Raw genomic sequence first — 24521 nt, forward strand, 5'->3', positions numbered from 1 at the left:
CACCTACGCCACCGTCGCCATGGTCACCGACTATGATTGCTGGCACGAGCTGCACGGCGCGGTCGATGTCGCGGCCGTGGTCCAGGTGCTGCACGAGAACGCCGACAAGGCGCGGCGGCTGGTCGCGAGGCTGGCGGCCGATTTTCCGGCGGAGCGTGAGGACTGCCCTGCCGGCTCCCACAAGGCGCTGGACAATGCGATCATCACGGCGCCGGCTTTCCGCGATCCGGCCCTGCTCGCCAGGCTCGATGCCGTGGCGGGCCGGGTGCTGACGCCGGCGTGAGGGAGCGGCCCTTGACGAAGGGCTTCCCGCGTCGGACCAAGGGTCGTGCATCCCCGCGGGATGCGGCCCTGGACACCGAGCTGATGAACCTCGCCGATACGATCCGCGCCATCCCGGACTATCCCAAGCCCGGAATCGTGTTCCGCGACATCACCACGCTGCTGGGCGATGCGCGGGCTTTTCGCCGTGCCGTGGACGAGCTGGTGCAGCCCTTCGCGGGGCTGAAGATCGCCAAGATCGCGGGGGTCGAGGCGCGCGGGTTCATCTTGGGCGGGGCGGTGGCGCATCAGCTTTCGGCCGGTTTCGTGCCCGTTCGCAAGAAGGGCAAGCTGCCGCGCGAGACGCTGCGCGTGACCTATGCGCTGGAATACGGCACCGACGAAATCGAGATCCATCGCGATGCCGTGCAGCCGGGCGAGCGCGTGCTGCTCGTCGATGATCTGGTCGCCACCGGCGGCACCGCCGAAGGCGCGGTGAAGCTGCTGAGCGGATTGGGGGCAGAAGTGGTCGCGGCCTGCTTCATCGTCGATCTTCCCGATCTCGGCGGGGCGGACAAGATCCGCAGGCTGGGCGTGCCGGTGCGCACGCTGGTTTCCTTCGCGGGGCATTGACCGGGCATGAAGATCAACGGCCAGCATTACCGCACGATCTGGCTGGCGCTCGATGGCTGGCGCGTCGTCGTGATCGACCAGACCCGGCTGCCCTTCCGCTTTGAGACGGTGACGCTGGGCTCGGCCGAGCGCGCTGCCGAAGCGATCAGGGCGATGGTCGTGCGCGGCGCGCCGCTTATCGGGGCAACGGCAGCCTATGGCGTGGCGCTGGCGATGCGGGAGGATGCCGGCGACGCCGCGCTCGAGGCTGCGCTCGCCATGCTCGGCGCAACGCGCCCCACCGCCGTCAATCTCCGCTGGGCGCTCGCCCGGATGCGCCGCGTGCTCGCGCCGCTGGAGCCGGCGGCGCGGGCGGAGGCGGCGTATCGCGAGGCGGCAGCGATCTGCGACGAGGATGCCGCGCTGTGCCGGGCGATCGGCGAACACGGCCTGCCGCTCATCCGGGCCATCGCGGCGACCAAGCCTGCCGGCGAGCCGGTGCGCATCCTGACCCATTGCAATGCCGGCTGGATCGCGACCGTGGACTGGGGCACGGCGCTGGCGCCGATCTATCTCGCACACGACGCCGGCATTCCGCTGCATGTCTGGGTCGACGAGACGCGCCCGCGCAACCAGGGCGGAGCGCTGACGGCCTATGAGCTCGGCGCCCATGGCGTGCCGCATGCGGTGATCGTGGACAATGCCGGCGGCCACCTGATGCAGCACGGCCAGGTCGACATGGTGATCGTCGGCACGGATCGGACCACGGCCAGCGGCGACGTCGCCAACAAGATCGGCACCTATCTGAAGGCGCTTGCGGCGCGTGACAACGGCGTGCCGTTCTATGTCGCGCTGCCGTCGCCCACCATCGACTGGAGCATGGCGGACGGTGTGCGCGAGATTCCGATCGAGGAGCGGGCGGCGCGCGAGGTTACGCATGTGCAGGGGCTCACCGAGGCCGGCGAGCCGGGCTCGCTGCGCGTGGTGGCGCCCGGGAGCCCTGTCGCCAATCCGGGATTCGACGTCACGCCCGCGCGGCTCGTGACCGGGCTGATCACCGAGCGCGGCGTCTGCGCGGCGAGTGCGGACGGGCTCGCCGGCCTGTTTCCCGAATTCGCCAAAGGAGCGGCGGCATGAGCGAGGCGGCGCTGCGGCGCGAGATCGTGGCCGTCGCGCAGGCGATCGATGCGGCGGGCTTCTGCCCCTCCAAATCCGGCAATGTCTCCGCTCGCTTCGGCGACGGGCTGCTGATCACGCCCTCGGGCCTCCCTTACGCGCGGACGCAGCCTGAGGACATCATCCATCTCGCGCTCGACGGCACCGTGCTGGCCGGCGAGCGCAAACCCTCCTCGGAGTGGCCGTTTCACACCGCCATCTATCAGGCGCGCCCGGAGGCGCAGGCCATCGTCCACACCCATTCGCCGCGGGCGACGGCTCTCTCCTGCGCGCGGCGCGGCATTCCCGCCTTCCATTACATGATCGCGCTCTGCGGCGGAGCGGATGTTCGCTGCGCCGATTACGCCACCTTCGGCACGCCGGAGCTGGCGCGCAACGCTGTGGCGGCGCTGGAGGGGCGCAAGGCGGTTCTGCTCGCCAATCACGGCGTCATCGCGCTCGGCGGCACGCTCGCCGGTGCCCACCAGATCGTCAGCGAAGTCGAGAATCTCGCCGGGCAATATCTCGATCTGCTCGCCGCCGGGCTGGAGCCGGCGATCCTGGACGAGGCGGAGATGCAACGGGTGACGGAGCGCTTCGCGGGATACGGCAAGCTCGGCTGATGCGAGCGATCGATCTTACCTCGCGTTAAGCATTGTCGCCTAACGCTGGTCCTATGCTCGTCTCGCGCTATCTGCACGACTGTCTCGACATGCTCGGCATCGGCGCCTGCGAGTATGACGCCGATCTGTGCGCCTTGAGCTGGAACCGAAGCTTTCTCCAGCTCTTTCCCGAGCATGACGGGCATATCCATTGCGGCGAGCCCTATTCCGAGAATCTGCGGCGGTTCTACGCCGTCCAGCTGACGCCGGAGGAACTGCCCTTCATCGAGCGTTTCATCAGCGAGGGCATCGCGCGTCATCGCAACCAGACCCGGCCTTTCGAGTTCAGCCATCGCGGGCGGCGGCTACGGGCTTCCTCCCTGCGGGCGCCCAATGGCGGCCGGGTGCGGATGTGGCAGGCGCTCGATCCTGCGCCCGAAGCCGGCCTCGTCGCCGAGGACGCCCAGCCCATGCTGGAAGCGCTGCGGTTCATCCCCGACGGTGCGACGATTCTCGACGCCGAGGACCGCATCATCGCAGCCAATGCGGCTTTCCGGCAGCTCTACGATATCGGCGAGGAGCGGCCGATCGTGGGATTGCCGCTCGACGAGGTCATCGCCGCCTGCTGGCGCGACGTTTCGACCGCGGCCGCGCTGCGCGCCATCGTGCGCAACCTGCTGCGCTATGACGGGGCGCCCTGCGAGATCGAGCTGCCCGGCCAGCGCTGGCGGCGCGTGATCGCGCGGCGCAGTGCCGAGGGCCTGGGCTGCTTCATCCATGCCGACATCACCGCCGCCAAGCGCCAGGAAATGGCGCTGATGGAGATGCAGCAGGCGTTGCGGCAGGCCAATGCGGAACTTGCCCAACTCGCGCAGACCGACAGTCTGACGGGGCTCGCCAACCGGCGCCGCTTCATGGCGGAACTGGAGGCGGAGGCCGGTAAGGGGCAGCCGCTTTCCCTGCTGATCATGGATGTCGATCACTTCAAGGCGATCAACGACGCCTTCGGCCATGTCGTGGGCGATGCCTGCCTGCAGAAGGTGGCGAGGCTGATCGAGGAGATGCCGGCACCGGCCGGCCGCCTCGTGGCGAGGCTCGGCGGCGAGGAATTCGGCATCCTCCTGCCCAATATCGGCGGGGAGGCCACCGGCGCGCTCGCCGAAGCCGCCCGGCTGATCCTGCGCAACGCCCCGTGGCACGAGCTCGCCCCCGGCCTCGAAGGGCTCACCGTCTCGATCGGCCACGGCCATGTGCGGGGCCCGGTCGATGGACCGGCCTTCTATGCCTGCGTCGATGCGGCGCTGTACCGGGCCAAGCATCGCGGCCGGGACCAGGTGGCCTGCGTGGAGGCATCCCAGCTGCTCCTGCGGGCCGGCTGACTCGGTCGCCATCGTCGGCAGCGGACCCGCTTCATGGGCCGATGTTGCGGCCGGCGCCGACGCCCTTATGTTTCGGGCATGGCCACCGTCGCTTTCGACAATTCCTATGCGCGCCTGCCGGAGCGCTTCTTTGCCCGGCTGGATCCCACTCCCGTGAGGGCGCCGCAACTGGTGCGGCTGAACGAGACGCTGGCGGCGTCGCTCGGGCTCGACCCGCAATGGCTCGCAGGGCCGCAGGGTGTGGCGATGATGGCCGGCAATGCCGTGCCGGAGGGCGCGTTTCCCATCGCGACCGCTTATGCCGGGCACCAGTTCGGAGGCTTCAGCCCCCAGCTCGGCGACGGGCGGGCGATCCTGCTGGGCGAGGTCCTGGGCCGGGACGGGCGCCGCTACGACATTCAGCTCAAGGGCTCGGGCCCGACGCCGTTTTCGCGCAATGGCGACGGGCGGGCTGCGCTCGGCCCGGTGCTGCGCGAATACATCGTCAGCGAGGCGATGGCGGTGCTCGGCGTGCCCACCACCCGCGCGCTCGCCGCGGTGACCACAGGCCAGCCCGTCCGCCGCCAGAGGGCCTTGCCCGGCGCCGTGCTGACCCGCGTCGCCTCGAGCCATATCCGGATCGGCACCTTCCAGTTCTTCGCGGCGCGGGGGGATGCCGAAGCGCTCGCGGCCCTCACCGACCATGTCGTGGCGCGGCATTATCCGCAGGCGGCCGGCCATGCCGTGCCGGCGCTCGGGCTGCTCGAGGCGGTGATCGCGGCCCAGGCGCGGCTCGTCGCGCAGTGGATGACCCTCGGCTTCATTCATGGGGTGATGAACACCGACAACATGTCGATCGCAGGCGAGACGATCGATTACGGGCCCTGCGCCTTCATGGACGCTTACGACCCCGCGACGGTGTTCAGTTCGATCGACGAGCGCGGGCGCTATGCCTATGGCAACCAGCCTCCGATGGCGCTGTGGAACCTGACGCGGCTGGCCGAGGCGCTGCTGCCGCTGCTCTCGGCGGAGGAGGACGCGGCCATCGCGATGGCGCAGGAGGCGCTGGGCGGCTTCTGGCCCGCGTTCCAGTCGGCGCTGCTGACGGGTTTTCGCCGCAAGCTCGGCCTGGCTCGGGAGGAGGAGGGGGATTTCGCGCTGGTTCGCGATCTGCTGGAGGCGATGCAACGGGCGCAGGCCGATTTCACCGCGACCTTTCGCAGTCTGGCCGAGGATGCCGACCCACGCGGGCAGGGAACGACGCAGGCCCTGTTCGGCGCGCCCGAGGTCTTCGAGGCGTGGGCGGAACGCTGGCGGCAGCGTCTGGGCCGCGAGGTCGCGACGCCGCAGCAGCGGGCCGCCGCGATGCGGCTCGCCAATCCGCGCTTCATCCCGCGCAACCACCGCGTCGAGGCCGCGCTGGAGGCGGCGGTCGAGCACGGGGATTTCGCACCCTTCGAGACCTTGATGGCGGTTCTGGCGAAGCCGTTCGACGAGCAGCCCGAGCATGCCGATTACGCGCTGGCGCCGCAGCCGCATGAGCGTGTCGCCGCCACCTTCTGCGGCACCTGACGGGCGCCGACCCGGCCCGGCGGGACGCTCGCCCGCCGCAACGGCATCGGCCAGCCACCAGTGTCTTGACTCAGGTCAATCCAGACAAAACCAAAGGATGACGTAGCGCCTGAGCCTTTTCGCCGGACGTTCTTACTTTCGGTTAAGGCCGGGGCATTAGGGTGAGGTTCAACACGTCGACGCAGATAACGGTTTCCTTGAACACCATGCCCGATGCACCGTCTCTGCCGCAGCTGGGCTTCGCCATGGCGAGGCGACGTTCCCTGCTCTGGTCGATCCTGCTTCCCATCGCCGTCACCAGCCTGATCGCCACCCTCGCGGTGCTCGTCTATCTGCCGGGCTTCATCCTCTCCACGGAAATCCGGGCGGCCCGGGAGCGTGCGGTCGCCACTGCCGAGCAGTTGCTGAAGCTGCGCGGCTTCTATTCCGACAATGTGGTCTCCAAGGTCACCGGCGTGCCGGGGGTGTCCGCTTCGGCCCATCACGCCGGCATCGACCGCGCCATCCCCGCACCGACGACGTTTCTGGCCGATTTCGCACGCTATGCATCCGGCAGCCAGACGACGCTTTCGCTGCTCAGTCCTCTGCCATGGCCGGCCCGCCAGGGACGCAAGCCCTTCGACAGTTTCCAGCAGGACGCTTGGGATACCGTGTCGAAAGGTGTGGGCACGCCCTTCTGGCGGGTGGAGGGCGAGGGTCAGCAGGCGGTGCTGCGCGTGGCCGTCGCCGATCGCATGGCGAAAGGCTGCGTCGACTGCCACAACTCCCATCCCGACTCGCCTTTCAAAGCCTGGAAGGTCGGTGACGTGCGCGGGATGATCGAGGTCGTCCAGCCGATCGCCACATCGATCTCGGAAGCCAAGGTGATCACGCACCGGGTCGGGATGATCGGCGCTGCGATCGCGACCCTGCTGCTGGGGCTGGTTCTCCTGCTGGCCCTGCGGGTCGTCAGGCCTCTGTCCGATCTCAGCCGGGTCATCGGCCGTATCGCCGCTGGCGAGATCGGTGTGGCCGTGCCCCATCGTGGGCGCAAGGACGAAATCGGCATCGTCGCGAAGGCGCTGTCGAGCCTGCAGGACAGCCAGCGGGAGGCGCAGGGTCTCCAACTGGAGGCCGAGAAGGCCGCCGCGACGCGGCTGGAACGGGCCGCGCGGCTGGAGCAGCTCAACACCGCGCTCGAGACCGATCTGCGGCGCCTGCGCGCGCATGTCGCCGCCTCCTCGACCGCGATCCACGGCGCGACCCAAGCCGTCGAGAACCTGTCGGGCAAGAGCGTCGCCCTTCTCAAGGACGCGGAGAACCATGCGAGCGCGCTCGAACTGGCGGGCTCATCCGTTCTTGGACGCTCGCATGCGATCGCGGAGGTGATCCATGGCGTCCACACCCATCTGGATCTGATCGCACAGCGCAGCGAGCAGGCGGCTTTCTCCGCCTGCGCCATGGAGGAGCGTGCGCTGAAGCTCAGCGAGGACGCCGCCAGCATCGACGAGGTCGTCGCCCTGATCCGACAGGTGGCGGGCCAGATCAACCTCCTGGCGCTGAACGCCACGATCGAGGCCGCCAAGGCGGGCGAAGCGGGGCGCGGCTTCGCCGTCGTTGCCAATGAGGTGAAGATCCTGGCGGGACGCACCGCCGCCGCCACTGCCGATATCGAGACGCGCAGCCTCAAAATCCGCTCGGCGATCGGTGACGTCACCACGCAGATCGGCCGGCTCTCGGCGAGCCTGGCGGCCGATGGCGAGGCTTCCGAGCAGCTGGCGGCCGATCTGCGGCGCGATGTCGGCGTCTCGTCCGATATCGAGGGCGATATGCACACGGTCTTCGACGAGGGCCGGGCGATCCTGGCCTCGCTTCAGCGGCTGCGGCTCGAAGCCGTGATGACGCAGGACAGCGTCACCGCGCTCGATCAGGCGTCCCGGCAGGTCGAGGAGGCGATGCTGGCCCTCGACAGCCAGACCGCGGGCATCAGCCGCGAATTGCTGAACTGGCGCGCGGGCGCAGGCTGACAGGCCGCCCGCCCGCCTACTGGCGCGGAAAGTCCTCGGGGTAGAAATCGTCCGGGTCGATGTCGATGCGGCGCAGAGCGACCTCGATGGTGTTGGTCGTGGTCGGTGGAAAATCGGAGCCGTAGGTCGGCAGTTCGTTCAGTTCCGCCGGGGTGGCTGGCCGGTCGGCCTGCTCTCCCAGCACGTCGATGACCACCGGCCGGGTGTTGCGCCCCTGAATGAAGAAGCGCTTCTGCGGCAGGGGCGGGTCGGCGAGGATCCGATCCGACAGGATCCAGCGCTCGCCATCTTCGGCGGCCCGCTTGGGGCTCAGCGTGAATTCGGAGCCGCCGATCGGCAGGCTTTCGACGATCAGCGGCGCGGTCTCGATGTCGTCCGGGATGTCCGGGGTCTGGCCGAGACGGTCATAGGCGTTGACGAGCTTCATCAGCGGCACATCCACCGAGGTGAAATAGCCATAGCCATAGCCGCCGCCGAGCAGGGGAGCCGCGAAGAACTGCCCTCGCTTGAATTGCGAAACCTTGCTCATCCGCATCCTCCGTGCTGGGCCATGCGCTCGCGGTAATGCTCGTCGAAGGCCTGCGCGCGCGCATCGTTGGGGTTATTGACGCGGGCCGGGTCATAGGACCAGACGCGGTTCGGCTCGCCCGCCCGCATCGGCTCGCCGATGCGGCTGGTGTCGCGCGTGCCGAAGCGCTGGATGTCGGCCTGCTCGTAACCGCGCGCCTGGGCGTAGCTCAGATTGCGCTCCTGCACTTCCATGCGATAGCCGCGCCCGAGGCGGCCGCTATCCATATGCTGGCCCTGGCGCACATCGGGATTGTTGGTGATGCCGACATAGGCGACTTCGCCGGTGCGCTTGTTGATGATGTGGTAGACCGAGTACCCGCCCTGATCGAGCGGAACGAGGCCGAGTGGGTCGATCAGCCGCGTGGGATTGGCGGGATAGCCGAAGAGGTTGAGACCGCCGAGCAGGAAGCTGGGATCGGGCTGCGTGTAGCGGCCGATCTGCGGATCGTAATAGCGGTTGCGATTGTAGTGCAGCCCGCTTTCGGCATCGAAATACTGCCCGGGGAAGCGCAGCGGCTGGGCGAGATCCTGTCCCTGGGTGATCGCCGCGGCGCCGAACACTCGGTAGCGGGCCGACCAGGCGATGCGCCCGGTCTCGTCGACGAGTTCCTGCGGCGTGCCCAGCGCATCGTTGACATAGTGATAGGCCATGCCCTCCTCGCCGCGCAGCAGCGCCACCGGCCTGAAGGTCGTCGGCTCGAACAGGTAGATGGACGAGAAGGGTGGCTCGCCTTCCTGCCACTCCGCGAGCGGCAGGTCGCCGTCCCAGAGCCAGAAGGTGCTCGTGGCGCTGACGCTTGGGGCGGCGTCGTTGTCGGCGCCGGGCGTCGTCTCGACGCGCTTGAAGACCCGGCGGTTGAAGGCGTCGTAGCCATAGCGCGCCTCGGTCAGGCCATGGCGGTCGCGCCTGACCATCGACGTCAGCATGTGGTTGCCGCCATAGCTGAATTCGCTGCGCGTGTGGCCGCCGGCACCGGCGACCATCTGCACGACATTGCCACGCTGATCATAGGTGATGTGCCGGTCGCCCATCACCGAGACGCGGTTGCCGAAGGCCTGCGGCAGCGCCTCCGGCCGGGCCGGAGCGGCGGCCTGCGCCACATCCACGAGATTATCGGCCGCGTCATAGGTAAAGCGCTCGGGCGACCAGCCCTCGGCCGCCGTCAGGCGCTGAAGGGCATCGTAGCGATAGCCGGTGACGCCGCGCAGCGAGTCGCTGATCTGGGCGAGGTTGTCGAGCGGATCATAGCTGTAGTCGCGCTGCACCAGGGTGCTGCGGCTGTCGCCGGCGCGGGTGGAGAGCCGCTGGCGCAGCATGCGCCCTTGCGGATCGAAGGCCTGCTCCAAAGCCGAGCCGCGCTGCATCCGCCCGGTGATCCTGCCATCGGCGTCGCGGCCGAACTGGCAGATATCACGCTCGCCGAAGCGGATCGCCGCCAGATCGCCGGCATCGTCGTAGCGGAACGCGACGGCGCGGCCATCGGGCAGGACGGTACGCAGGCGCCGACCGCGCTCGTCGAATTCATAGGCGATCTCGTGATCGCCCTGTCGCTCGGCAACCAGGCGGCCGGCCTCGTCGTAGCGGCGCTCGACCGTCGCGTCCGGGGTTGCAGCGCGGGCGATCTCGCCGCAGGGCGCCCATTCGAAGTGGTGGGTGCTGCCGTCCTCGAAGTGCTTCTCGACGATCCGGCCGCGCTCGTCGCGCTTGTACCGCGTGCGCTCGCCGCCTTCGACGGTGCTCGCGAGGAAGCCGAAGCGATCGCTCTCGAAGCGGGTCTCGCGCCCGTCGAAGCCGGTCTCCCGGATCAGCGCGCCCATGGCGTCGTAGACCCATTGGTGGCGCTCGCCGCGGGCGTTGACGATCGTCTTCGGCCGCTGCTCGAAATCATAGCCGAAGGTGAGCACCGTTCCGTCCGGCCGGGTCTCGCGCACCGGATAGCGCAGGCCGTCATAGTCGAACACGGTCGTCCCGCCCTGGGGGTCGACATGGCGGATCATGCGGCCCTCGGCATCGCGCGCCATGCGCACGGCACGCCCGTCGCCGAGGTTCTGCTCGACGAGCCGGCCCGCTGCATCGTAGCCCAGCCGCATCGTGCCGCCCGTCGCGTTGCGAAGCTCGACGACCCGCCCGAGCGTGTCATAGGCGTAGAAGCGGCGCGGGGCGCCCGGCCCCTCGGCCTGCAGGTCGCCATTGGGGCCCCATTGCCAGCGCCAGATGACGCCAAGCCCGTCCTGGCTGGCCAGCGGGAAGCCGCGTGCGTCGCGCAGCATATGGACCCGCCGGCCGGTCGGATCGACCATTACCGTGACATTGCCGCGGTTGTCGTAATCCAGCCGGTGCGTGCCCCTCTCGGCATGCTGGACGACGCCGACCAGGCCCACCAGCGGAGAATTCAGGTCGTCCGAGACATAGGACAGGGTTTCGGCCACGCCCGCGAAATTGTTGCGCCGCGCCAGCCGGCCCAGGCGGTCATAGGCGTTGCGGGCCGTCTGGCCGAGACTGTTGCGCGTCTCCAGCAGATGGCCGGCCACGTCCCGCGCATACCAGGTCTCGACGCCGTCCGGCCCTCGCATGTAGCGCACGCGCCCGAGACCATCGTCGCAATAGAGCGTTTCCTGCTCCGCCGCGTCGTAGACGCGCGTCTCGCGCCGCAGCGGTTGGCGGACTAAACGCGCATAGTGCAGCCGGTCGTGCGCTCCGCTGGCCGAGCGGCCCCAGGTCTCGATGCATCGCGGACCCGCATCCGCCGTGCCGGCGCTCCAGCGGAAGAGAAAGCTCATCCCGGCGGGCTTGCGTTCGCTGGTCAGGAGATGGTCGGCATAGGCATAGGACCAGCCTTGGTCCGTCGCATCCAGCGCCTCGGCGAGATCGCCCTCGGGCGTATAGGCATAGCGCACCAGCGGCAGCCACGCGGCCTGACCCTTGGCACCGGTGGCGATGCGGATCGCGACGATGCGGCCAGCGTCGTCGTTGTCGACCACCAGACGGCGCCCGCCGCTGTCCACGATCTCCGTCAGGCGGTCCGCCTCGTCATGGCCCAGCGCGATGCGGTTGCCGTTCTGGTCGGTGATCGCGCCGAGCAGCCACAGATCGGGCTGTGCGGCCGCGGGCTGGAAGAGCCAGCAGCGGCCGCCGAAATCGCGCAGGCGGTACTGCCCCTCGACCGTCTCGAACAGAAGACTCTCGGGAATGTTGAGGCTCGGCTTGCCCGGTTCCGGCGTCCGGAACAGGGCGATGCGCCCATCCTCCAGCCGCGCCATAAACTGCCCGTCCTTGCGCACGAGCCGGACCGCCAGCGGGTGGTGCCATTTCCAGCCGAGGCCGCCGGTCCGGCCGGTCTCGCTCGAACTCGACATCCAGACCCGGCGGAAGACCAGCGGCACCGGCCCAGGCAGCGTGAAATCCTCGGCGCTGGTGAAGAGTTCGCCGGTGGCGACATCGACCGGGTGGCCGCGCGCCATGCGGCCGCCGAGCTTGCCGCCGGCGAAGCCGCCCGCAATTCCGCCGAGGGTCTCGCCGATGATGCGGCCGCGCTCGCCGCCGAGATATTCGCCGATGGCCCCGCCGACCTCCGAGCCGGCCGCCCCGAGGAGCATCTCGCCGGCGGTGGTGCCGGCGAAGGTGATGAGCGCGCAGGTTCCGCCCGCCATGAAGGCTGCCGCCGCGCCCGCGCCGATGGCGACGATGGTTCCGCCGATGACGAGCACCTTGGCCGCCGTCATCATCCATTCGGGAATTTCGGAGGCGATGGGCAGCATCTGGCCCGAGGGGCCGCCGATCAGCACGTTCTGGGAGCCGGAGGAGATCTTGGCGCCGCAGACGGTCATCTCGTCGATTCGCGCCGCCGGCTGGCTGTTGATCATCACCCACATCGCGCCCGTGGCGATGGATTTCGGCGGGCCCGGCGCGTGGTTCGAGCAGAGCGCGAAATCCAGCACCGCGCGCGCCGCCGGGCGCTGGTTGATCAGCACGTTCAGCGAGCAGACCGGGGCGATGGCGCCGCTGGGGGCGCTGAAGGTCGCGCCAAACGCGCCGCCGACCATCGCCATGCCGCCGGTCGAGGCTGCGGCTGCGCCGGCGGCGGCCACCACCGCCAACGCCGCGCCGCCGGTCGCGACCGTGGCGGCGACGATGACGGCGCCGACCGCCAGTCCCACCGCCGCGCCCGCCAGAAAGCCCGTCAGCGCGCTGGTATGGGAAATCTCGTCCCCGATCCGCGCTGCCGGCTTTCCATCCGCCATCGCTCAGCCCGCCAGACGGAAATTGGCGAGGATCGCCTGGAAGTACTGGGCATCGGCGGTCTGGAACGCGCCGGCCGTGGCGGTGCAGCCGAGGCTCATGATGCCGTCGCCCTGGTGCAGCACGAAGATCTGCCGCTGCTTCATCAGCGCCTGCGGCGTCTTCCAGGTGAAGAGGATCTCGTAGGTCTCGGTCCCGAAGGCACGCAAGGGGCGCTGCTCCAGCAGCGTCCAGCCCTCCAGAGTCTGGCGCAGACTCTCCACCTGCCGGTTCACATAGCCGACGAACTCTTCGCCCTGGGCCATGCGATCTTGCGAGACGACGAAGTTCGGAGGGATCGCGCCGCCGGCAGGGGGCGCCGACCAGACATAGACTGTCCTGTCGATCCAGGCATCGGGCAAATCGATTTGAAACGACTTGGTCTGAACCTGCATCGACATCATCCCGGCCGCGCTCGCGGCATCTAATCCCTGCTGCGCTGCATCACATATGGGCCATGCCGACGCGGCGCGGTCTTATTACTGCATCGGGACGCCTCGTGCCAGACGGGTATTCGCGGCCCGGTACAGGCTGGGCGGGTCGGAGTCACCCGCCGCAAGAGGCTCGGCGGCGACGGCTCGAAGCGCAAAACGCGAGCCCGGCAGCGTCGAATCGACGCGCGCGCCACCCCCTAAACCCCCTCTTAACCTCGATCGTTCATTTGGTCGAAGGAGGAGCGGGTTCGCGCGGGTTGTCCCCGTGGCGGCGCAAAGGTGGGAAACCATGCGGCTGATCGTCGGCGCCATCATCATCTTCGCCTGCGTCTTCGGCAGTTATGCGGCGATGGGCGGCCATCTCGAGGTGCTCTGGCAGCCCTTCGAGTTCGTCATCATTCTGGGCGCGGCGATCGGCGCCTTCATCATCGGCAACCCGGGGCCGGTGCTGAAGGCCGTGCCCTCGATGCTGGGCACGATCTTCAAGGGCCCGAAATACAAGCGCAACGCCTATGTCGAGCTGCTCGGCATGCAGTTCGCGCTCTACAAGTTCGTGAAGCAGAAGGGGCTGCTCGCCGTCGAGCAGCATATCGAGAACCCGCACGACTCGACGATCTTCAACGCCTTCCCGACCTTCGCCGCCAACCATCACGCGGTGGAGTTCGTGTGCGACTACATGCGCATGCTGACGATGGGCGCCAACAACGTCCACGAGATCGACGCGCTGATGGACGAGGAACTCGAGACGCACCACCAGGAGCAGGAGCGGATCGTCACGGCCATGCAGTCGATCGCGGACGGCACGCCCGCGCTGGGCATCGTCGCGGCGGTGCTCGGCGTCATCAAGACCATGGGCGCGATCAAGGAACCGCCGGAGGTGCTCGGGCATCTGATCGGCGGCGCGCTCGTGGGCACCTTCTTCGGCGTGTTCGTCGCCTATGGCTTCTTCGCGCCTATGGCGGCCTCGCTGAAGAGCACCTTCGAGGCCGAGGCGAAATACTATCTGTCGCTCAAGGCGGGGCTGCTGGCCCATATCGGCGGCCAGCCGCCGGTGATGGCGGTGGAGTTCGCCCGGAAGGCTCTCATGAGCGAAGTGCGGCCGACCTTCCGCGAGGTCGAGGAAGCCACCGCCAACCTGCCCGTCTGACGGGCGCGAGCGCAGCAGAGAGACGATGAGCAACCCCGTCCAGCCGATCATCATCAAGAAGATCAAGAAGGGCGGTCACGGGCACCATGGCGGTGCCTGGAAGATCGCTTATGCCGACTTCGTGACGGCCATGATGGCGTTCTTCCTGCTGATGTGGCTGATCAGCATGACGACGCAGGAGCAGAAGGACGGCCTTGCCGAGTATTTCGCGCCGGCCGCGCTCAGCGCCAGCACGAGCGGCGCGGGCGGCATCCTGTCCGGCACCGCGGTCGACCAGTCCGGCAACAAATCCTCGGCCAAGCGCGATGCGCCGCTGCGCAGCCCCGGCCAGGAGGGCGGCGCCCGCCGCAACGAGAACGGGCGCACCAGCGAGCGCGACGTCTCGCGCTCGCCCGAGGTCGAACAGCAGAACCACAGCGCCGTGGCGAGCATCCGCCAGGCGCTCCAGAAAATGCCGGAAGTCGCGGAACTCTCACGTAATATTCTGGTCGAGCAGACCAAGGAGGGCGTCACGATCTCGCTCGTCGACGAATCCGGCCGCTCAATGTTTCCGGAAGGCTCGGTGAAACCCTATGACCGGACCCGGACGGTTCTCGAGGGGCTGGCGCCGACCCTTCGCGCGCTGCCCAACAAGCTGTCGATCACGGGCCACACCTCGGCCGCGCGGCCGGGCTCGGTGCCTCCCGCGGATCCCTGGAACCTCACGGCCGGCCGCGCGCTGGCGGTCCGCGAAATCCTCTCCGGCGCCGGCTTTCCGAACGACCGGTTCTCGTCGGTGGTGGGCCGGGCCGATACCGAGCCGGCCTTTCCCGACAATCCCTATCTGTCGCCCAACCGCCGCGTGACGATCACGCTTCACAATGTCGAGCCGGCGCTGCCGCCGCATCTCCTGAAGTAAGGCGCGTCACGCCGAGGCGGGCTTGCGCTCCACGAACACGCAGCCCTCGAAGCGGAAGACCTCTTCGCCGTTCTGATTGGTGCCGGTGTTGCGGTGGAAGAACAGGCCCCATTCGGGCCGCGACGCGCTCAGGCGCTTGTCGGTGACCTCGGAGCGGTAGGTGATGCGGTCCCCGGCGTAGACAGGCCTGGTCCAGATCAGATTGCGAAAGCCGGGAGAGGGGCCGAGGCGCGCGGGCCGGCCGGTGGTGGCGGCGAGCTGGCGCTTGCGGTGCGAGACCATGGCCGCCATCCAGACCGCCGCCGTATGCCACCCCGAGGCCGCGAGGCGCCCGAACAGGGAGTTGGCCGCGGCGCCCTCGTCCAGGTGGAAGGGCTGCGGGTCGAAGCTGCGGGCGAAGGCGACGATCTCCTCGGCCGAAAACACGAAGCTGCCGAGCTCATGGCTGCGGCCGATCTCCAGATCCTCGAAGAAGCGCGTGGGCTCCGGTGGCTCGGCCGGTGCTTCCAGCGGGCTCTGCCGGGCAGGGGACTCATAAAGCGGCGAATGAGCCAGCCAGTCGCCGGGCGGCTGGCGCTCGACGCCGGAGCCTTTCCGTCCGAACATGACCCAATTGGTCTGTTCCATCACGGGCTCGTCGCGCCCGTTCAGCAGTTCGAGACGAAAGCGCACCAGCCCCATCTGGGGGCGGGAGCGGGAGGCCTTCGTTTCCAGCACCGTCCGGCGGACGCTGAGGCTGTCGCCGGGCAGCAGCGGGCGCAGCCATTTCACCTCGTCGATGCCAGGGGCGCCCATGCCGGTGGAGTCCAGCAGGAAATCCTCGGCGATCAGCCGCATCGTCAGGGCGCAGCTGTGCCAGCCGGAGCCGATCAGCCGGCCGACGAAGCTCGCCTGTGCCGCCGCCGGGTCGATGTGGAAATCCTGGGCATCGTAGCGCGCGGCGAAGGCCACCAGTTCGTCCTGGGAGACGGTCAGGGCCCGCGTGCGCTCGCTCTGCCCTGCGACGAAATCCTCGAATTGCAGCATGACCGGCCTCGCCCGCGTGCTTCGCCGATGCTTAGTTGGCGAAGCGGAAATGGAGCACGTCGCCATCGGCGACGACATATTCCTTGCCTTCCAGCCTGAACTTGCCGGCTTCTCGCGCGCCAGCCTCGCCCTTGTTGGCGACGTAGTCGTCGAAGGCGATGGTCTCGGCGCGGATATAGCCCTTCTCGAAATCGGTGTGGATGACGCCGGCCGCGGCCGGGCCCTTGGTGCCCTTTTCGATGGTCCAGGCGCGAGCCTCCTTCGGGCCCACGGTGAAGTAGGTCACGAGATCGAGCAGCTTGTAGCCGGCGCGGATGACGCGGTTGAGCCCCGGCTCCTCCAGCCCCACGGCTTCGAGGAAGTCCTTCTGATCGGCCTCGGCCATCACCGCGATCTCGCTCTCGATCTTGGCCGAAACGACGACAGCGACCGCGCCTTCCTCGACGGCGCGCCTCTTCACCAGCTCGGAGAAGGCGTTGCCCTTGTCGGCGCTCTCCTCCTCGACATTGCAGACATAGAGGACGGGCTTGGAGGACAGCAGGCCGAGCAGCTCGAAGGCGCGCTTCTGGTCGGCCGGAACCTCCGCCATGCGGGCCGGCTTGCCGTCGCGCAGCAGCACGAGGCAGCGATTCATCAGCTCGACCGCCTCCTTGGCCTCCTTGTCGCCGGACTTGGCCTTTTTCTCCAGCGGCAGGACGCGCTTTTCGAGGCTTTCCAGATCCGACAGCATGAGCTCGGTCTCGATCGTCTCGATATCGTCGATCGGCGAGACCTTGCCCTCGACATGGGTGATGTCGCCATCCTCGAAGCAGCGCACGACATGGGCGATGGCGTCGCATTCGCGGATATTGGCGAGAAACTGATTGCCGAGGCCTTCGCCGCGGGAGGCGCCCCGGACGAGCCCGGCGATGTCGACGAAGGTCAGCCGCGTCGGGATGATCTCCTTGGAGCCGGCGATGGCGGCGAGCTTCTCCAGCCGCTCATCGGGCACCGCCACATCGCCGACGTTCGGCTCGATGGTGCAGAACGGATAATTCGCCGCCTGGGCGGCCGCCGTCTGCGTCAGCGCGTTGAAGAGGGTCGACTTGCCGACATTCGGCAGGCCGACGATACCGCATTTGAAGCCCATGATCGCCTACCTGATGCGACGCCCACGCGGCTGTCGCGACAATTGAGAATTCGGTGACTTATTGCGGTCGGGGTTCGTAAAGACAAGTGTCGACACGGCCAAGAGCGGCGATCCGATCACGCGAACGTGCATGGCGATCTCGCTTTGGAAAGCGCTGCATCCGGCAGAGTTGATTTGCTGGGACCTGCCTCATGCGTCGCCTCCTCGCTGCCGCGATCCTCGTGTCGAGTTTCCCGTTTCTTCCCCTGCAGGCGGAAGCCCAGACCCCCGGCACCCGCCTGCGCGGGGAGGTCGAGACCGTGGAGGGGTCGCTGCTGACGCTCAAGACGGCCGAGGGGCGGGAGGCGAAGGTCGCGCTCGCCCCCGGTTTCTCGGTCGGCGGCGTGGTGCCGGGCAAGGTGGCCGACATCGCCAAGGGCAGCTTCGTCGGCGTCGGCGCCCGGCCGCAACCGGACGGGACGCTGCTTGCCGTGCAGGTCTTCATCTTCCCCGAAGCGATGCGCGGCACGGGTGAGGGGCACCGGCCCTGGGGCGTGCTGCCGGACTCGACCATGACAAATGCGACCGTGGCCGAGACGGTCTCGCGCGTCGATGGCGCAGGGCTCGTGCTGAATTATCCCGGCGGCGAGCAGAAGGTCACGATCGGACCCGAGGCGACGATCCTGATGGCGGCGACGGCCGAAACCAGCGAGTTGAAGGCGGGCGCGCAGATCGCGATGACCGCGAGCCGCGAGGCCGATGGCAGCTACAGGACGAGCCGGATCACGATCGCCAAGGGTGGGGCGAAGCTGCCCTATTGATGCGTCGCAGGGCGACCATGGGCGCGCGAAGGGTCAGCCTTCGCTCTTCTCGCCCAGACGCTTCACCTCGGCATGGCCGCGCGCCTCCATGAACAGATGCACCTTGTTCTGGAAGCCGGCATCGTCATGGGCGGCCAGCGCGGGGGCGAAATCGGCGCAGGCTGAGCACAGATCCTCGACCCAGGGCTGCTCGACCTTGCCGAAATCGTTCAACACATAGGCGTGGACGAGCTCCTTGGCGCCGGGGTGGCCGATTCCCATCCGGACCCGGCGATAGTCGTTGCCGATCGCGGCGGTGGTGGAGCGCAGGCCGTTATGCCCGGCATTTCCGCCGCCGAGCTTCACCCGGAGCTTGGCCGGCGGCAGGTCGAGTTCGTCATGGAAGACGATCACATCCGCCGGGGCCACCTTGAAGAAGCGCGCCGCCTCGCCGATGGAGCGGCCGGATTCGTTCATGTAGGTCTGCGGCTTCAGCAGGACGATCTTCTCGCCGCCGATGGTGGCCTCGCTGGCCTCCGCCTGGAAGCGGGATCGCCAGGGCGAGGCGCGGTGGCTGCGTGCGATCTCGTCCAGCGCCAGGAAGCCGATATTGTGGCGGTTGCGGGCATAGCGCGCACCCGGATTGCCGAGACCGGCGAAGATCAGCATCTCACGACCCTCTGCAAACGAAGACGGCCGGGAAAACCCGGCCGTCTGGCATTCTCAGACAGGACCAGCCGGGGCTGGTCACTCCTTGGCGGCACCCGCCTCGGCAGCGCCTTCCTCGGCGGTGGCCTCGGGCTCTTCCTCGACGGTCGGCGGAGCGATGGTGACGATGGTCGCATCGTCGCCGAAGGTCAGCTTGGCGCCGGCCGGCAGCTTGATGACCTTGGCTTCGAGCTGGTCACCGATGTTGAGGCCGGCCACCGAGACCTCGAAGGCCTCCGGGATCTTCTCGGGCTCGACGGTGATCTCGAGGCTGTGCTCGACGATCGAGACGACGCCGCCCTCCTTGACGCCGGGGCACTCGTCCTGGCCGACGACATGCAGCGGAACCTGGACCGTGACGGTCTGGCCCTTGGCGACGCGCAGGAAATCGACGTGGATCGGGAAATCCTTCACCGGGTCGAGCTGGTAGTCGCGCGGAATGACGCGCTCCTTCTTGCCCTCGACGGCGATCTCGAAGATCGTGGTGAGGAAATGGCCGCCGAAAATCAGCTGGCGGGTCTTGTTGGCGTCGAGCGCGATGGCGACGGGGGCGGTGTTTCCACCATAGATCACGGCAGGCGTCTGGCCCTGGCGACGAACGGCACGAGCGGCCCCCTTGCCGACCAGTGCGCGCGCCGAAGCCTCGATTTGCTTCACGGCGGTCATGGATATGTCCTTACTTCAAAAGAGAAGGCCGCCTCAGCGGCGGCCGTTTCGTTCCGCGACCGTGCCTCCAAGGGTGTCAGTCGGTCGCTGGCAGCGCTCATAAGCGAAAAGCGCCGCGATCTCAAGCCCGTTCAGGCGGCGCTCGCGGTCAGGGCGGGCAGGGCCTGGGCCTGCGTCGCCGGTCTGCGGCCGAGGCGCTGCAACAGCTCGCCCATCATCCCGGCCGGCAGCGCCTGCGAATACAGATAGCCCTGGCCGCGATGGCAGCCGATGGCCTTCAGCCATTCCGCCTGATCGGCGGTTTCGATCCCCTCGGCGATGACCCTCATCCCGAGCCTGTCGGCGAGATTGACCATCGCCTCGACGATCGCACTGCTGCGCGAGCCGGTCGTGGCGGCCGCGACGAAGGAACGGTCGATCTTGATGATGTCGACCGGGAACTCGAGCAGATGCGTCAGCGACGCGAAGCCCGTGCCGAAGTCGTCGAGCGCGACGGCGATGCCGTGGCTGCGCAGCTGCTCGATGGTGCGCGCGACGCCGTCCTTGCGCCCGCCCATGAAGACCTGCTCGGTGATCTCGATGACGAAACGCTCGGGAGCGACCTGGACCCTGTCGAGCGCCCGCAAGACGCGCTGGACGAGATCGCCCTTCTTGAAGTCGGCCGAGGTGACGTTCAGCCCGATATGATTGATGTCCAGTCCGGCGCGGGCCCATGCCGCCATGTCCGCCGCCATCGCGCCGAGCATCTGGCCGGTGATGCGATAGGCGATCTTGGGATCCGCCATCGCTTCCTGGAACTCGCCGGCCGAGGCGATCCGCCCATCGGGCATCCGCATCCGGGCCAGGGCCTCGACGCCGGTGACGGCGCCCGTCTCCAGGCTGATGACGGGCTGGTAATAGGCGAGAATGCGCCCCTCGGTCAGCGCGCGGTCGACATCGCGCCGGTTCTGCAGGCGGCGCGTCATCGAGGTGCGCAATCCGTTGCTGAAGCGGACATAGCCGCCGCGGCGGGTTTCCTTGGCATGATAGAGGGCGAAATCGGCGTTCTGCCGGAGCGTGACGCCATCGTCGCCATCCTCGCCCGCCAGCACCGCGCCGATCGTGACGCTCGGCACGATGGCGTGGCCCTCGTGGTCGAGCGGGACGGCGACAGCCGCCAGGATGGCGCAGGCGAGGGAGCGGATGCGGCTCGCCTGGTCGCAGCCCGGCAGCAGCACGGCGAATTCGTCGCCGCCGATACGGCACGCGGTGGCATCTCCGATCACCGCCTGCAGCCGGGCTCCGACGGTCGCGATCAATGCATCGCCGGCGGCATGGCCCATGGTATCGTTGATCGCCTTGAGGTGGTCGATGTCGATCAGCATCAGGCCGAATTGCAGCGGCGGCTCGGCGGTCATCCGCATGATCGCCTCGTTGAAGGAGACGCGGTTGGGCAGGCCCGTCAGCGTGTCCCAATAAGCGAGGCGGTGGCTGCGCGAGCGCACCTCCTCATGCTCGATCGCGATGGCGCACAGATGCACGCAGGTGGCGACGATGCGCTGCTCCAGCTCGTCCGGGCCACGGACCTGCCGGTAGTAGAAGGCGAAGCTGCCGATGACACGGCCGTTGCGGGCGCGGATCGGGCTCGACCAGCAGGCGCGCAGCCCGATCGGCAGGGCGATCTGCTCGAACCCGACCCAGAGCGGATCAGTCGCGATATCGGTGACGCAGACGGGCTCGCCGCGATAGATCGACGTGCCGCAGGAGCCGACGCGCGGACCGACGGGCAAGCCTGTGACCGCCGCCGTGTAATGCGCGGGAAGGCTCGGGGCGGCCAGAGCCACCAGCCGCTGCTCGGCATCGACGGTGACGACCGAGCAGATGACCCCGGGCGAGATCGCTTCCACACTGTGGCAGAGCCGCTCGACGATCGAAACCAGCGGCTCGCCATAGGCGATCGCCTCGAGGATTTCGTTCTGGAGAGATTGCAGACGCTCGGTCGAGCCGGCGGCCTGCTGCCCAGGGGGAATGCTGACCATGGGACAGCTATGCCCGAGGGCCGTAAACTCCTCGTTTCCGCGGCATCTCAAATTGTGGCCTTGCGTGACATCCACCCTAGACGGGGCAGGGTTTCCGCAGCGCGCTCAGGCGGCGACAAGCCCGAGCTTCTCGTCGCGGCGGCGCAGCAGATGCATCAGCGGCAAGGCCAGCAGGATCATCCAGATCTTGCCGATGATCTGCCCGGCAAGAAAATCGAGGCTCCCGAAGGCCAGATACAGGAAGACGACCGAGTCGACGACGAGGCCGACGACGCCGGAGGCGAAGACCGCCGTCACGAAGCGCTTGCGCTGAAGCGGCGTGTAGACGGCGAAATCGGCCAGCTCCGAGAGCAGGAAGGCGCTGACCGAGGCGGTCACGATCGCGGCCGGGGCGATCATCGCCGAGATCGCGGTGCCGATCAGGATGGCCGCGACGCCGAAGGCCGGGCCGAGGCGGCGCTGGACGATGTCGCGCAGCACCAGCGCCAGGCCGATCATCAGCACGCCGCTGGGAGCGGCGATGCCGGGCCAGACCGGCACGAGGCAGGGGCCGTTCGGCACGCAGACCGTGCCGACATTGCCGATCATCCAGTTGGCGGCCGGGATCGTGAGGCCGAACAGAACCAGTGCGATGGCACCTTCGAGGATGCGCTGGCGATCACGAGTCATCAGAAGGTCCGCTGTCGTCGGGAGCTGAGAGAAAAGCCGCGAAGCCTTTAGCTCGCAAATCGCATGCCGGGCAATGGCCGCAGCCATGCCCCCAGTCATGCCGGGTGGTCCTGTCGCCGAGATAGCAGCTGTGGCTGTCGGCGATCACCAGGTCGAGCAGGGGCTGGCCACCGAGCCGCCGAGCCAGCGCGAAGGTCTGCGCCTTGTCGCGCCACATCAGCGGGGTGTGCAGCACGAGGCGCCTATCGAGGCCGAGCCCCAGTGCTACCTGCATCGCCTTGATCGTGTCGTCGCGACAGTCGGGATAGCCCGAATAATCGGTCTCGCAGACGCCCAGCACGATGTGCCTGGCGTCCCGGCGATAGGCCAGCGCCGCCGCGAAGGTGAGGAAGATCAGGTTGCGGCCGGGCACGAAGGTGGTCGGCAGACCGGTCTCGGCAAAGGCGATCTCGCTCTGCCGCGTCAGCGCGGTCTCGGAGATGGCGCCGAGCGAGGCCAGATCGACGAGGTGATCGGGCCCGAGGCGCTCGGCATAGAGCGACGACAGGCGCGGCAGCTTCTCGCGGATCGCAAGACGGCATTCCAGCTCGACACGGTGACGCTGGCCGTAATCGAAGCCGACCGTCTCGACGGCGTCGAAGCGCTCCAGCGCCCAGGCGAGGGCGGTGGTGGAATCCTGGCCGCCGGAAAAGAGGACGAGCGCGCGGGAGGTCATGCGAGATGCTCCGGTTGCCCGCAGCCCTCATCCTGAGGAGCGCCGCAGGCGCGTCTCGAAGGATGCTCCAGTTGAAACGGGGGCCTCAAGAGCCATCCTTCGAGACGCCGCGTTCCGCGGCTCCTCAGGATGAGGGCTGAGGGTGTCAACGTATCCTCAATCGAACAGGCTCGACACGCTGGTCTCGCTCGCCGTGCGCTCGATCGCCTCGCCCATCAGCTGGGCGATGGAGAGGACGCGGATGTTGCGGGCCACTTTCACAGCCTCGGTCGGCATGATCGAGTCGGTGATGACCAGCTCCTTGAGTTTGGAGCCGGCGATGCGCGCCACGGCCCCGCCCGAGAGCACGCCATGGGTGATGTAGGCATAGACCTCCTTGGCGCCCTGTGCGAGCAGCGCCTCGGCGGCGTTCACCAGCGTGCCGCCGGAATCGACGATGTCGTCGATCAGGATGCAGGAGCGGCCCTCGACGGAGCCGATGATGTTCATGACCTCGGATTCGCCCGGCCGGTCGCGCCGCTTGTCGACGATGGCGAGCGGGGCGTCGATGCGCTTGGCCAGAGCCCGCGCGCGGACCACGCCGCCGACGTCCGGCGAGACGACCATCGCGTTCCTCCACTCCAGCCGGTCCTTGATGTCGCGCGCCATAAGCGGGGCGCCGAACAGGTTGTCGGTGGGAATGTCGAAGAAGCCCTGGATCTGCCCGGCATGCAGGTCGAGCGTCAGCACGCGGTCGACGCCGGCATGGGTGATCAGGTTGGCGACGAGCTTGGCCGAGATCGGAGTGCGGCCGGAGGCGCGCCGGTCCTGCCGGGCATAGCCGAAATAGGGGATCACAGCCGTGATGCGCTTGGCCGAGGAGCGGCGCAGCGCGTCGGTGACGATCAGCAGCTCCATCAGGTGGTCGTTGGTGGGAAAAGAGGTGGACTGGATGACGAAGACATCCTGCCCGCGCACATTCTCCTGAATCTCGACGAAGACCTCCATGTCGGCGAAGCGCCGGACGGAGGCCTTGGCGAGCGGAATGCTGAGATGGTTGCAGATCGCTTCGGCGAGCGGCCGGTTGGAATTGCCGGCGACGACTTTGAAATGAGAGGCCATGCCGTAGCGTACCGTTGCGAAAGGCGTGCGAAGCCGGGGGGCCGGCGCGACTGCGTGGCCTCTTAACAGCGCATCGGCGGGGAGTCGACCGCTGCGCTGCAATACGGGCATGTAAAACATGTGACACGGGCGGCGATGGCCGCCCGTCGCGCCTCGGTCGCCCGGCGCGGGTCGTCAGAGGCGCTTGCGGTCGCCGCCCGTCGCGGTCGCGGTCCTGGCCTTGGCTCCGTCGGCCCCGGCCTTGCCGGCCTTGTCGGTCGTGGTCTCGGCCTCCGGCATCGTGACGAGGAAGCCGGCGATCGCGTCCATCGATTCCGAGGCCGCCTTCGCCACCACGGTGCGGTCGATGCCGGTCCAGGGGTCGGATCCGGCGCTGCGCTTGCCGATGCTTTCGCCCTGGACACGCTGGGCACGCTGGCGGGTGGAATCATAGACGTCCCAGACGAAGGCGAGGGCGGTCTGCCCATCCTCGGTCGGCTGGGCGGTGAGGTAGCCCTTCACCCTGAAGCGCGCCGGCTTGTCGCCGGGGACGATCTCCATTTTCCGCTCGGCCGCGGCCTCGCCGAGCAGGCCGGCGAAGCTCGTGGTCACATCGTCCGGCGCGCCGGAAATGCTCTGGACGGACACCGGAACGCCAGGCGCATCGACGCGCGGGCGCTGGGCGGTCTGGGTGGTTTCCTGGCAGCCGGCGAGCGCCAGCGCGACGGCCGGCCCCAGAACGAGGCCGCTCAAACGGTTGATCATGACGCCTCCCGCCCTTTGGGCTGTGGATCGCTTCGAGACTTCCCTGTGCTTCGACCTTCTAGGGCCGTTCGG

At 68.2% G+C, this 24521-nt stretch carries 21 protein-coding genes and 1 pseudogene; 10 read left to right on the plus strand and 12 right to left on the minus strand.

Translation table 11 applies throughout. The features are described 5' to 3' along the window. The 7 genes and pseudogenes from ACOJTB_RS05870 to ACOJTB_RS05900 form a co-directional block, all read left to right on the plus strand. Positions 1-283: pseudogene (locus ACOJTB_RS05870) on the plus strand (S-methyl-5'-thioadenosine phosphorylase); the annotation flags it as partial. Between the two features lie 83 nt (positions 284-366). Then, on the plus strand, positions 367-894 hold the full coding sequence (locus tag ACOJTB_RS05875) for an adenine phosphoribosyltransferase (protein WP_420101584.1): 528 nt from the start codon (positions 367-369) through the stop codon (positions 892-894). A gap of 6 nt (positions 895-900) precedes the next feature. Then, positions 901-2010 carry an S-methyl-5-thioribose-1-phosphate isomerase gene (mtnA, locus tag ACOJTB_RS05880; protein WP_420101585.1) on the plus strand — a complete coding sequence of 370 codons (1110 nt, stop codon included), beginning with the start codon at positions 901-903 and terminating at the stop codon, positions 2008-2010. Continuing rightward, positions 2007-2651, plus strand: a complete 645-nt coding sequence (locus ACOJTB_RS05885) for a class II aldolase/adducin family protein (protein WP_420101586.1) — start codon at positions 2007-2009, stop codon at positions 2649-2651. Before mtnA ends, ACOJTB_RS05885 begins: the two co-directional genes overlap by 4 nt. Positions 2652-2704: 53 nt before the next feature. Next, on the plus strand, positions 2705-4009 hold the full coding sequence (locus tag ACOJTB_RS05890; protein WP_420101587.1) for a sensor domain-containing diguanylate cyclase: 1305 nt from the start codon (positions 2705-2707) through the stop codon (positions 4007-4009). A gap of 78 nt (positions 4010-4087) precedes the next feature. Continuing rightward, positions 4088-5560 carry a protein adenylyltransferase SelO gene (locus ACOJTB_RS05895; protein WP_420101588.1) on the plus strand — a complete coding sequence of 491 codons (1473 nt, stop codon included), beginning with the start codon at positions 4088-4090 and terminating at the stop codon, positions 5558-5560. Positions 5561-5766: 206 nt separating this feature from the next. Then, the gene (locus ACOJTB_RS05900; protein WP_420101615.1) at positions 5767-7566 is read left to right on the plus strand and encodes a methyl-accepting chemotaxis protein; all 1800 of its coding nucleotides are present in this window, start codon (positions 5767-5769) and stop codon (positions 7564-7566) included. Between the two features lie 16 nt (positions 7567-7582). Here ACOJTB_RS05900 and ACOJTB_RS05905 read toward each other — a convergent pair whose 3' ends face one another. Genes ACOJTB_RS05905 through ACOJTB_RS05915 form a run of 3 tightly spaced genes read right to left on the minus strand, consistent with a single transcriptional unit; the run spans position 7583 to position 12810 of the window. Continuing rightward, positions 7583-8095 carry a hypothetical protein gene (locus tag ACOJTB_RS05905; protein WP_420101589.1) on the minus strand — a complete coding sequence of 171 codons (513 nt, stop codon included), beginning with the start codon at positions 8093-8095 and terminating at the stop codon, positions 7583-7585. Continuing rightward, positions 8092-12378 carry an RHS repeat-associated core domain-containing protein gene (locus ACOJTB_RS05910; protein WP_420101590.1) on the minus strand — a complete coding sequence of 1429 codons (4287 nt, stop codon included), beginning with the start codon at positions 12376-12378 and terminating at the stop codon, positions 8092-8094. The genes ACOJTB_RS05905 and ACOJTB_RS05910 overlap by 4 nt, the downstream gene beginning before the upstream one ends. Positions 12379-12381: 3 nt before the next feature. Further along, the gene (locus ACOJTB_RS05915) at positions 12382-12810 is read right to left on the minus strand and encodes a DcrB-related protein (RefSeq protein WP_420101591.1); all 429 of its coding nucleotides are present in this window, start codon (positions 12808-12810) and stop codon (positions 12382-12384) included. Positions 12811-13138: 328 nt separating this feature from the next. Here ACOJTB_RS05915 and motA point away from each other — a divergent pair, with 328 nt between their 5' ends. Both motA and ACOJTB_RS05925 read left to right on the plus strand, forming a co-directional pair. Beyond that, positions 13139-13996 (plus strand): flagellar motor stator protein MotA, encoded by an 858-nt coding sequence (gene motA / locus ACOJTB_RS05920; RefSeq protein ID WP_420101592.1) that lies wholly within the window; start codon positions 13139-13141, stop codon positions 13994-13996. A gap of 25 nt (positions 13997-14021) precedes the next feature. Continuing rightward, on the plus strand, positions 14022-14894 hold the full coding sequence (locus ACOJTB_RS05925) for a flagellar motor protein MotB (RefSeq protein WP_420101593.1): 873 nt from the start codon (positions 14022-14024) through the stop codon (positions 14892-14894). A gap of 6 nt (positions 14895-14900) precedes the next feature. Here the strand turns inward: ACOJTB_RS05925 and ACOJTB_RS05930 are convergent, their stop codons facing one another. Further along, entirely contained in the window at positions 14901-15920 is a 1020-nt protein-coding gene (locus ACOJTB_RS05930; RefSeq protein ID WP_420101594.1) for a MaoC family dehydratase, read from the minus strand. A gap of 31 nt (positions 15921-15951) precedes the next feature. Next, entirely contained in the window at positions 15952-17049 is a 1098-nt protein-coding gene (ychF, locus tag ACOJTB_RS05935) for a redox-regulated ATPase YchF (RefSeq protein WP_420101595.1), read from the minus strand. A gap of 191 nt (positions 17050-17240) precedes the next feature. Here ychF and ACOJTB_RS05940 point away from each other — a divergent pair, with 191 nt between their 5' ends. Beyond that, positions 17241-17849 carry a hypothetical protein gene (locus tag ACOJTB_RS05940; protein ID WP_420101596.1) on the plus strand — a complete coding sequence of 203 codons (609 nt, stop codon included), beginning with the start codon at positions 17241-17243 and terminating at the stop codon, positions 17847-17849. 33 nt (positions 17850-17882) lie between these two features. On the opposite strand, the gene pth is transcribed toward ACOJTB_RS05940, so the two are convergent. The 7 genes from pth to ACOJTB_RS05975 form a co-directional block, all read right to left on the minus strand. Next, on the minus strand, positions 17883-18497 hold the full coding sequence (gene pth, locus ACOJTB_RS05945) for an aminoacyl-tRNA hydrolase (protein WP_420101597.1): 615 nt from the start codon (positions 18495-18497) through the stop codon (positions 17883-17885). Positions 18498-18575: 78 nt separating this feature from the next. After that, complete coding sequence (locus tag ACOJTB_RS05950; protein WP_420101598.1) at positions 18576-19202, minus strand: 50S ribosomal protein L25/general stress protein Ctc; 627 nt, start codon at positions 19200-19202, stop codon at positions 18576-18578. A gap of 131 nt (positions 19203-19333) precedes the next feature. Next, positions 19334-21220, minus strand: a complete 1887-nt coding sequence (locus ACOJTB_RS05955) for a putative bifunctional diguanylate cyclase/phosphodiesterase (RefSeq protein ID WP_420101599.1) — start codon at positions 21218-21220, stop codon at positions 19334-19336. A gap of 105 nt (positions 21221-21325) precedes the next feature. Further along, positions 21326-21889, minus strand: coding sequence for a VUT family protein (locus ACOJTB_RS05960; protein ID WP_420101600.1), 564 nt, complete (start codon positions 21887-21889; stop codon positions 21326-21328). Then, positions 21879-22604, minus strand: coding sequence for a 7-cyano-7-deazaguanine synthase QueC (gene queC, locus ACOJTB_RS05965; protein ID WP_420101601.1), 726 nt, complete (start codon positions 22602-22604; stop codon positions 21879-21881). Before queC ends, ACOJTB_RS05960 begins: the two co-directional genes overlap by 11 nt. A gap of 156 nt (positions 22605-22760) precedes the next feature. Next, positions 22761-23705, minus strand: a complete 945-nt coding sequence (locus tag ACOJTB_RS05970) for a ribose-phosphate pyrophosphokinase (RefSeq protein ID WP_420101602.1) — start codon at positions 23703-23705, stop codon at positions 22761-22763. A gap of 174 nt (positions 23706-23879) precedes the next feature. Beyond that, entirely contained in the window at positions 23880-24449 is a 570-nt protein-coding gene (locus ACOJTB_RS05975; RefSeq protein WP_420101603.1) for a hypothetical protein, read from the minus strand. Positions 24450-24521: the final 72 nt, after the last annotated feature.

The organism is Allobosea sp. (assembly GCF_048595345.1).
Classification (GTDB): Bacteria; Pseudomonadota; Alphaproteobacteria; order Rhizobiales; family Beijerinckiaceae; genus Allobosea.

What these genes read in the sequence shown, in the direction of transcription:
- ACOJTB_RS05875 (WP_420101584.1), top strand. Translation starts at nt 367, where the DNA reads ATGAACCTCGCCGATACGATCCGCGCCATCCCGGACTATCCCAAGCCC.
- mtnA (WP_420101585.1), top strand. Translation starts at nt 901, where the DNA reads ATGAAGATCAACGGCCAGCATTACCGCACGATCTGGCTGGCGCTCGAT.
- ACOJTB_RS05885 (WP_420101586.1), top strand. Translation starts at nt 2,007, where the DNA reads ATGAGCGAGGCGGCGCTGCGGCGCGAGATCGTGGCCGTCGCGCAGGCG.
- ACOJTB_RS05890 (WP_420101587.1), top strand. Translation starts at nt 2,705, where the DNA reads ATGCTCGTCTCGCGCTATCTGCACGACTGTCTCGACATGCTCGGCATC.
- ACOJTB_RS05895 (WP_420101588.1), top strand. Translation starts at nt 4,088, where the DNA reads ATGGCCACCGTCGCTTTCGACAATTCCTATGCGCGCCTGCCGGAGCGC.
- ACOJTB_RS05900 (WP_420101615.1), top strand. Translation starts at nt 5,767, where the DNA reads ATGCCCGATGCACCGTCTCTGCCGCAGCTGGGCTTCGCCATGGCGAGG.
- ACOJTB_RS05905 (WP_420101589.1), bottom strand. Translation starts at nt 8,095, where the DNA reads ATGAGCAAGGTTTCGCAATTCAAGCGAGGGCAGTTCTTCGCGGCTCCC.
- ACOJTB_RS05910 (WP_420101590.1), bottom strand. Translation starts at nt 12,378, where the DNA reads ATGGCGGATGGAAAGCCGGCAGCGCGGATCGGGGACGAGATTTCCCAT.
- ACOJTB_RS05915 (WP_420101591.1), bottom strand. Translation starts at nt 12,810, where the DNA reads ATGCAGGTTCAGACCAAGTCGTTTCAAATCGATTTGCCCGATGCCTGG.
- motA (WP_420101592.1), top strand. Translation starts at nt 13,139, where the DNA reads ATGCGGCTGATCGTCGGCGCCATCATCATCTTCGCCTGCGTCTTCGGC.
- ACOJTB_RS05925 (WP_420101593.1), top strand. Translation starts at nt 14,022, where the DNA reads ATGAGCAACCCCGTCCAGCCGATCATCATCAAGAAGATCAAGAAGGGC.
- ACOJTB_RS05930 (WP_420101594.1), bottom strand. Translation starts at nt 15,920, where the DNA reads ATGCTGCAATTCGAGGATTTCGTCGCAGGGCAGAGCGAGCGCACGCGG.
- ychF (WP_420101595.1), bottom strand. Translation starts at nt 17,049, where the DNA reads ATGGGCTTCAAATGCGGTATCGTCGGCCTGCCGAATGTCGGCAAGTCG.
- ACOJTB_RS05940 (WP_420101596.1), top strand. Translation starts at nt 17,241, where the DNA reads ATGCGTCGCCTCCTCGCTGCCGCGATCCTCGTGTCGAGTTTCCCGTTT.
- pth (WP_420101597.1), bottom strand. Translation starts at nt 18,497, where the DNA reads ATGCTGATCTTCGCCGGTCTCGGCAATCCGGGTGCGCGCTATGCCCGC.
- ACOJTB_RS05950 (WP_420101598.1), bottom strand. Translation starts at nt 19,202, where the DNA reads ATGACCGCCGTGAAGCAAATCGAGGCTTCGGCGCGCGCACTGGTCGGC.
- ACOJTB_RS05955 (WP_420101599.1), bottom strand. Translation starts at nt 21,220, where the DNA reads ATGGTCAGCATTCCCCCTGGGCAGCAGGCCGCCGGCTCGACCGAGCGT.
- ACOJTB_RS05960 (WP_420101600.1), bottom strand. Translation starts at nt 21,889, where the DNA reads ATGACTCGTGATCGCCAGCGCATCCTCGAAGGTGCCATCGCACTGGTT.
- queC (WP_420101601.1), bottom strand. Translation starts at nt 22,604, where the DNA reads ATGACCTCCCGCGCGCTCGTCCTCTTTTCCGGCGGCCAGGATTCCACC.
- ACOJTB_RS05970 (WP_420101602.1), bottom strand. Translation starts at nt 23,705, where the DNA reads ATGGCCTCTCATTTCAAAGTCGTCGCCGGCAATTCCAACCGGCCGCTC.
- ACOJTB_RS05975 (WP_420101603.1), bottom strand. Translation starts at nt 24,449, where the DNA reads ATGATCAACCGTTTGAGCGGCCTCGTTCTGGGGCCGGCCGTCGCGCTG.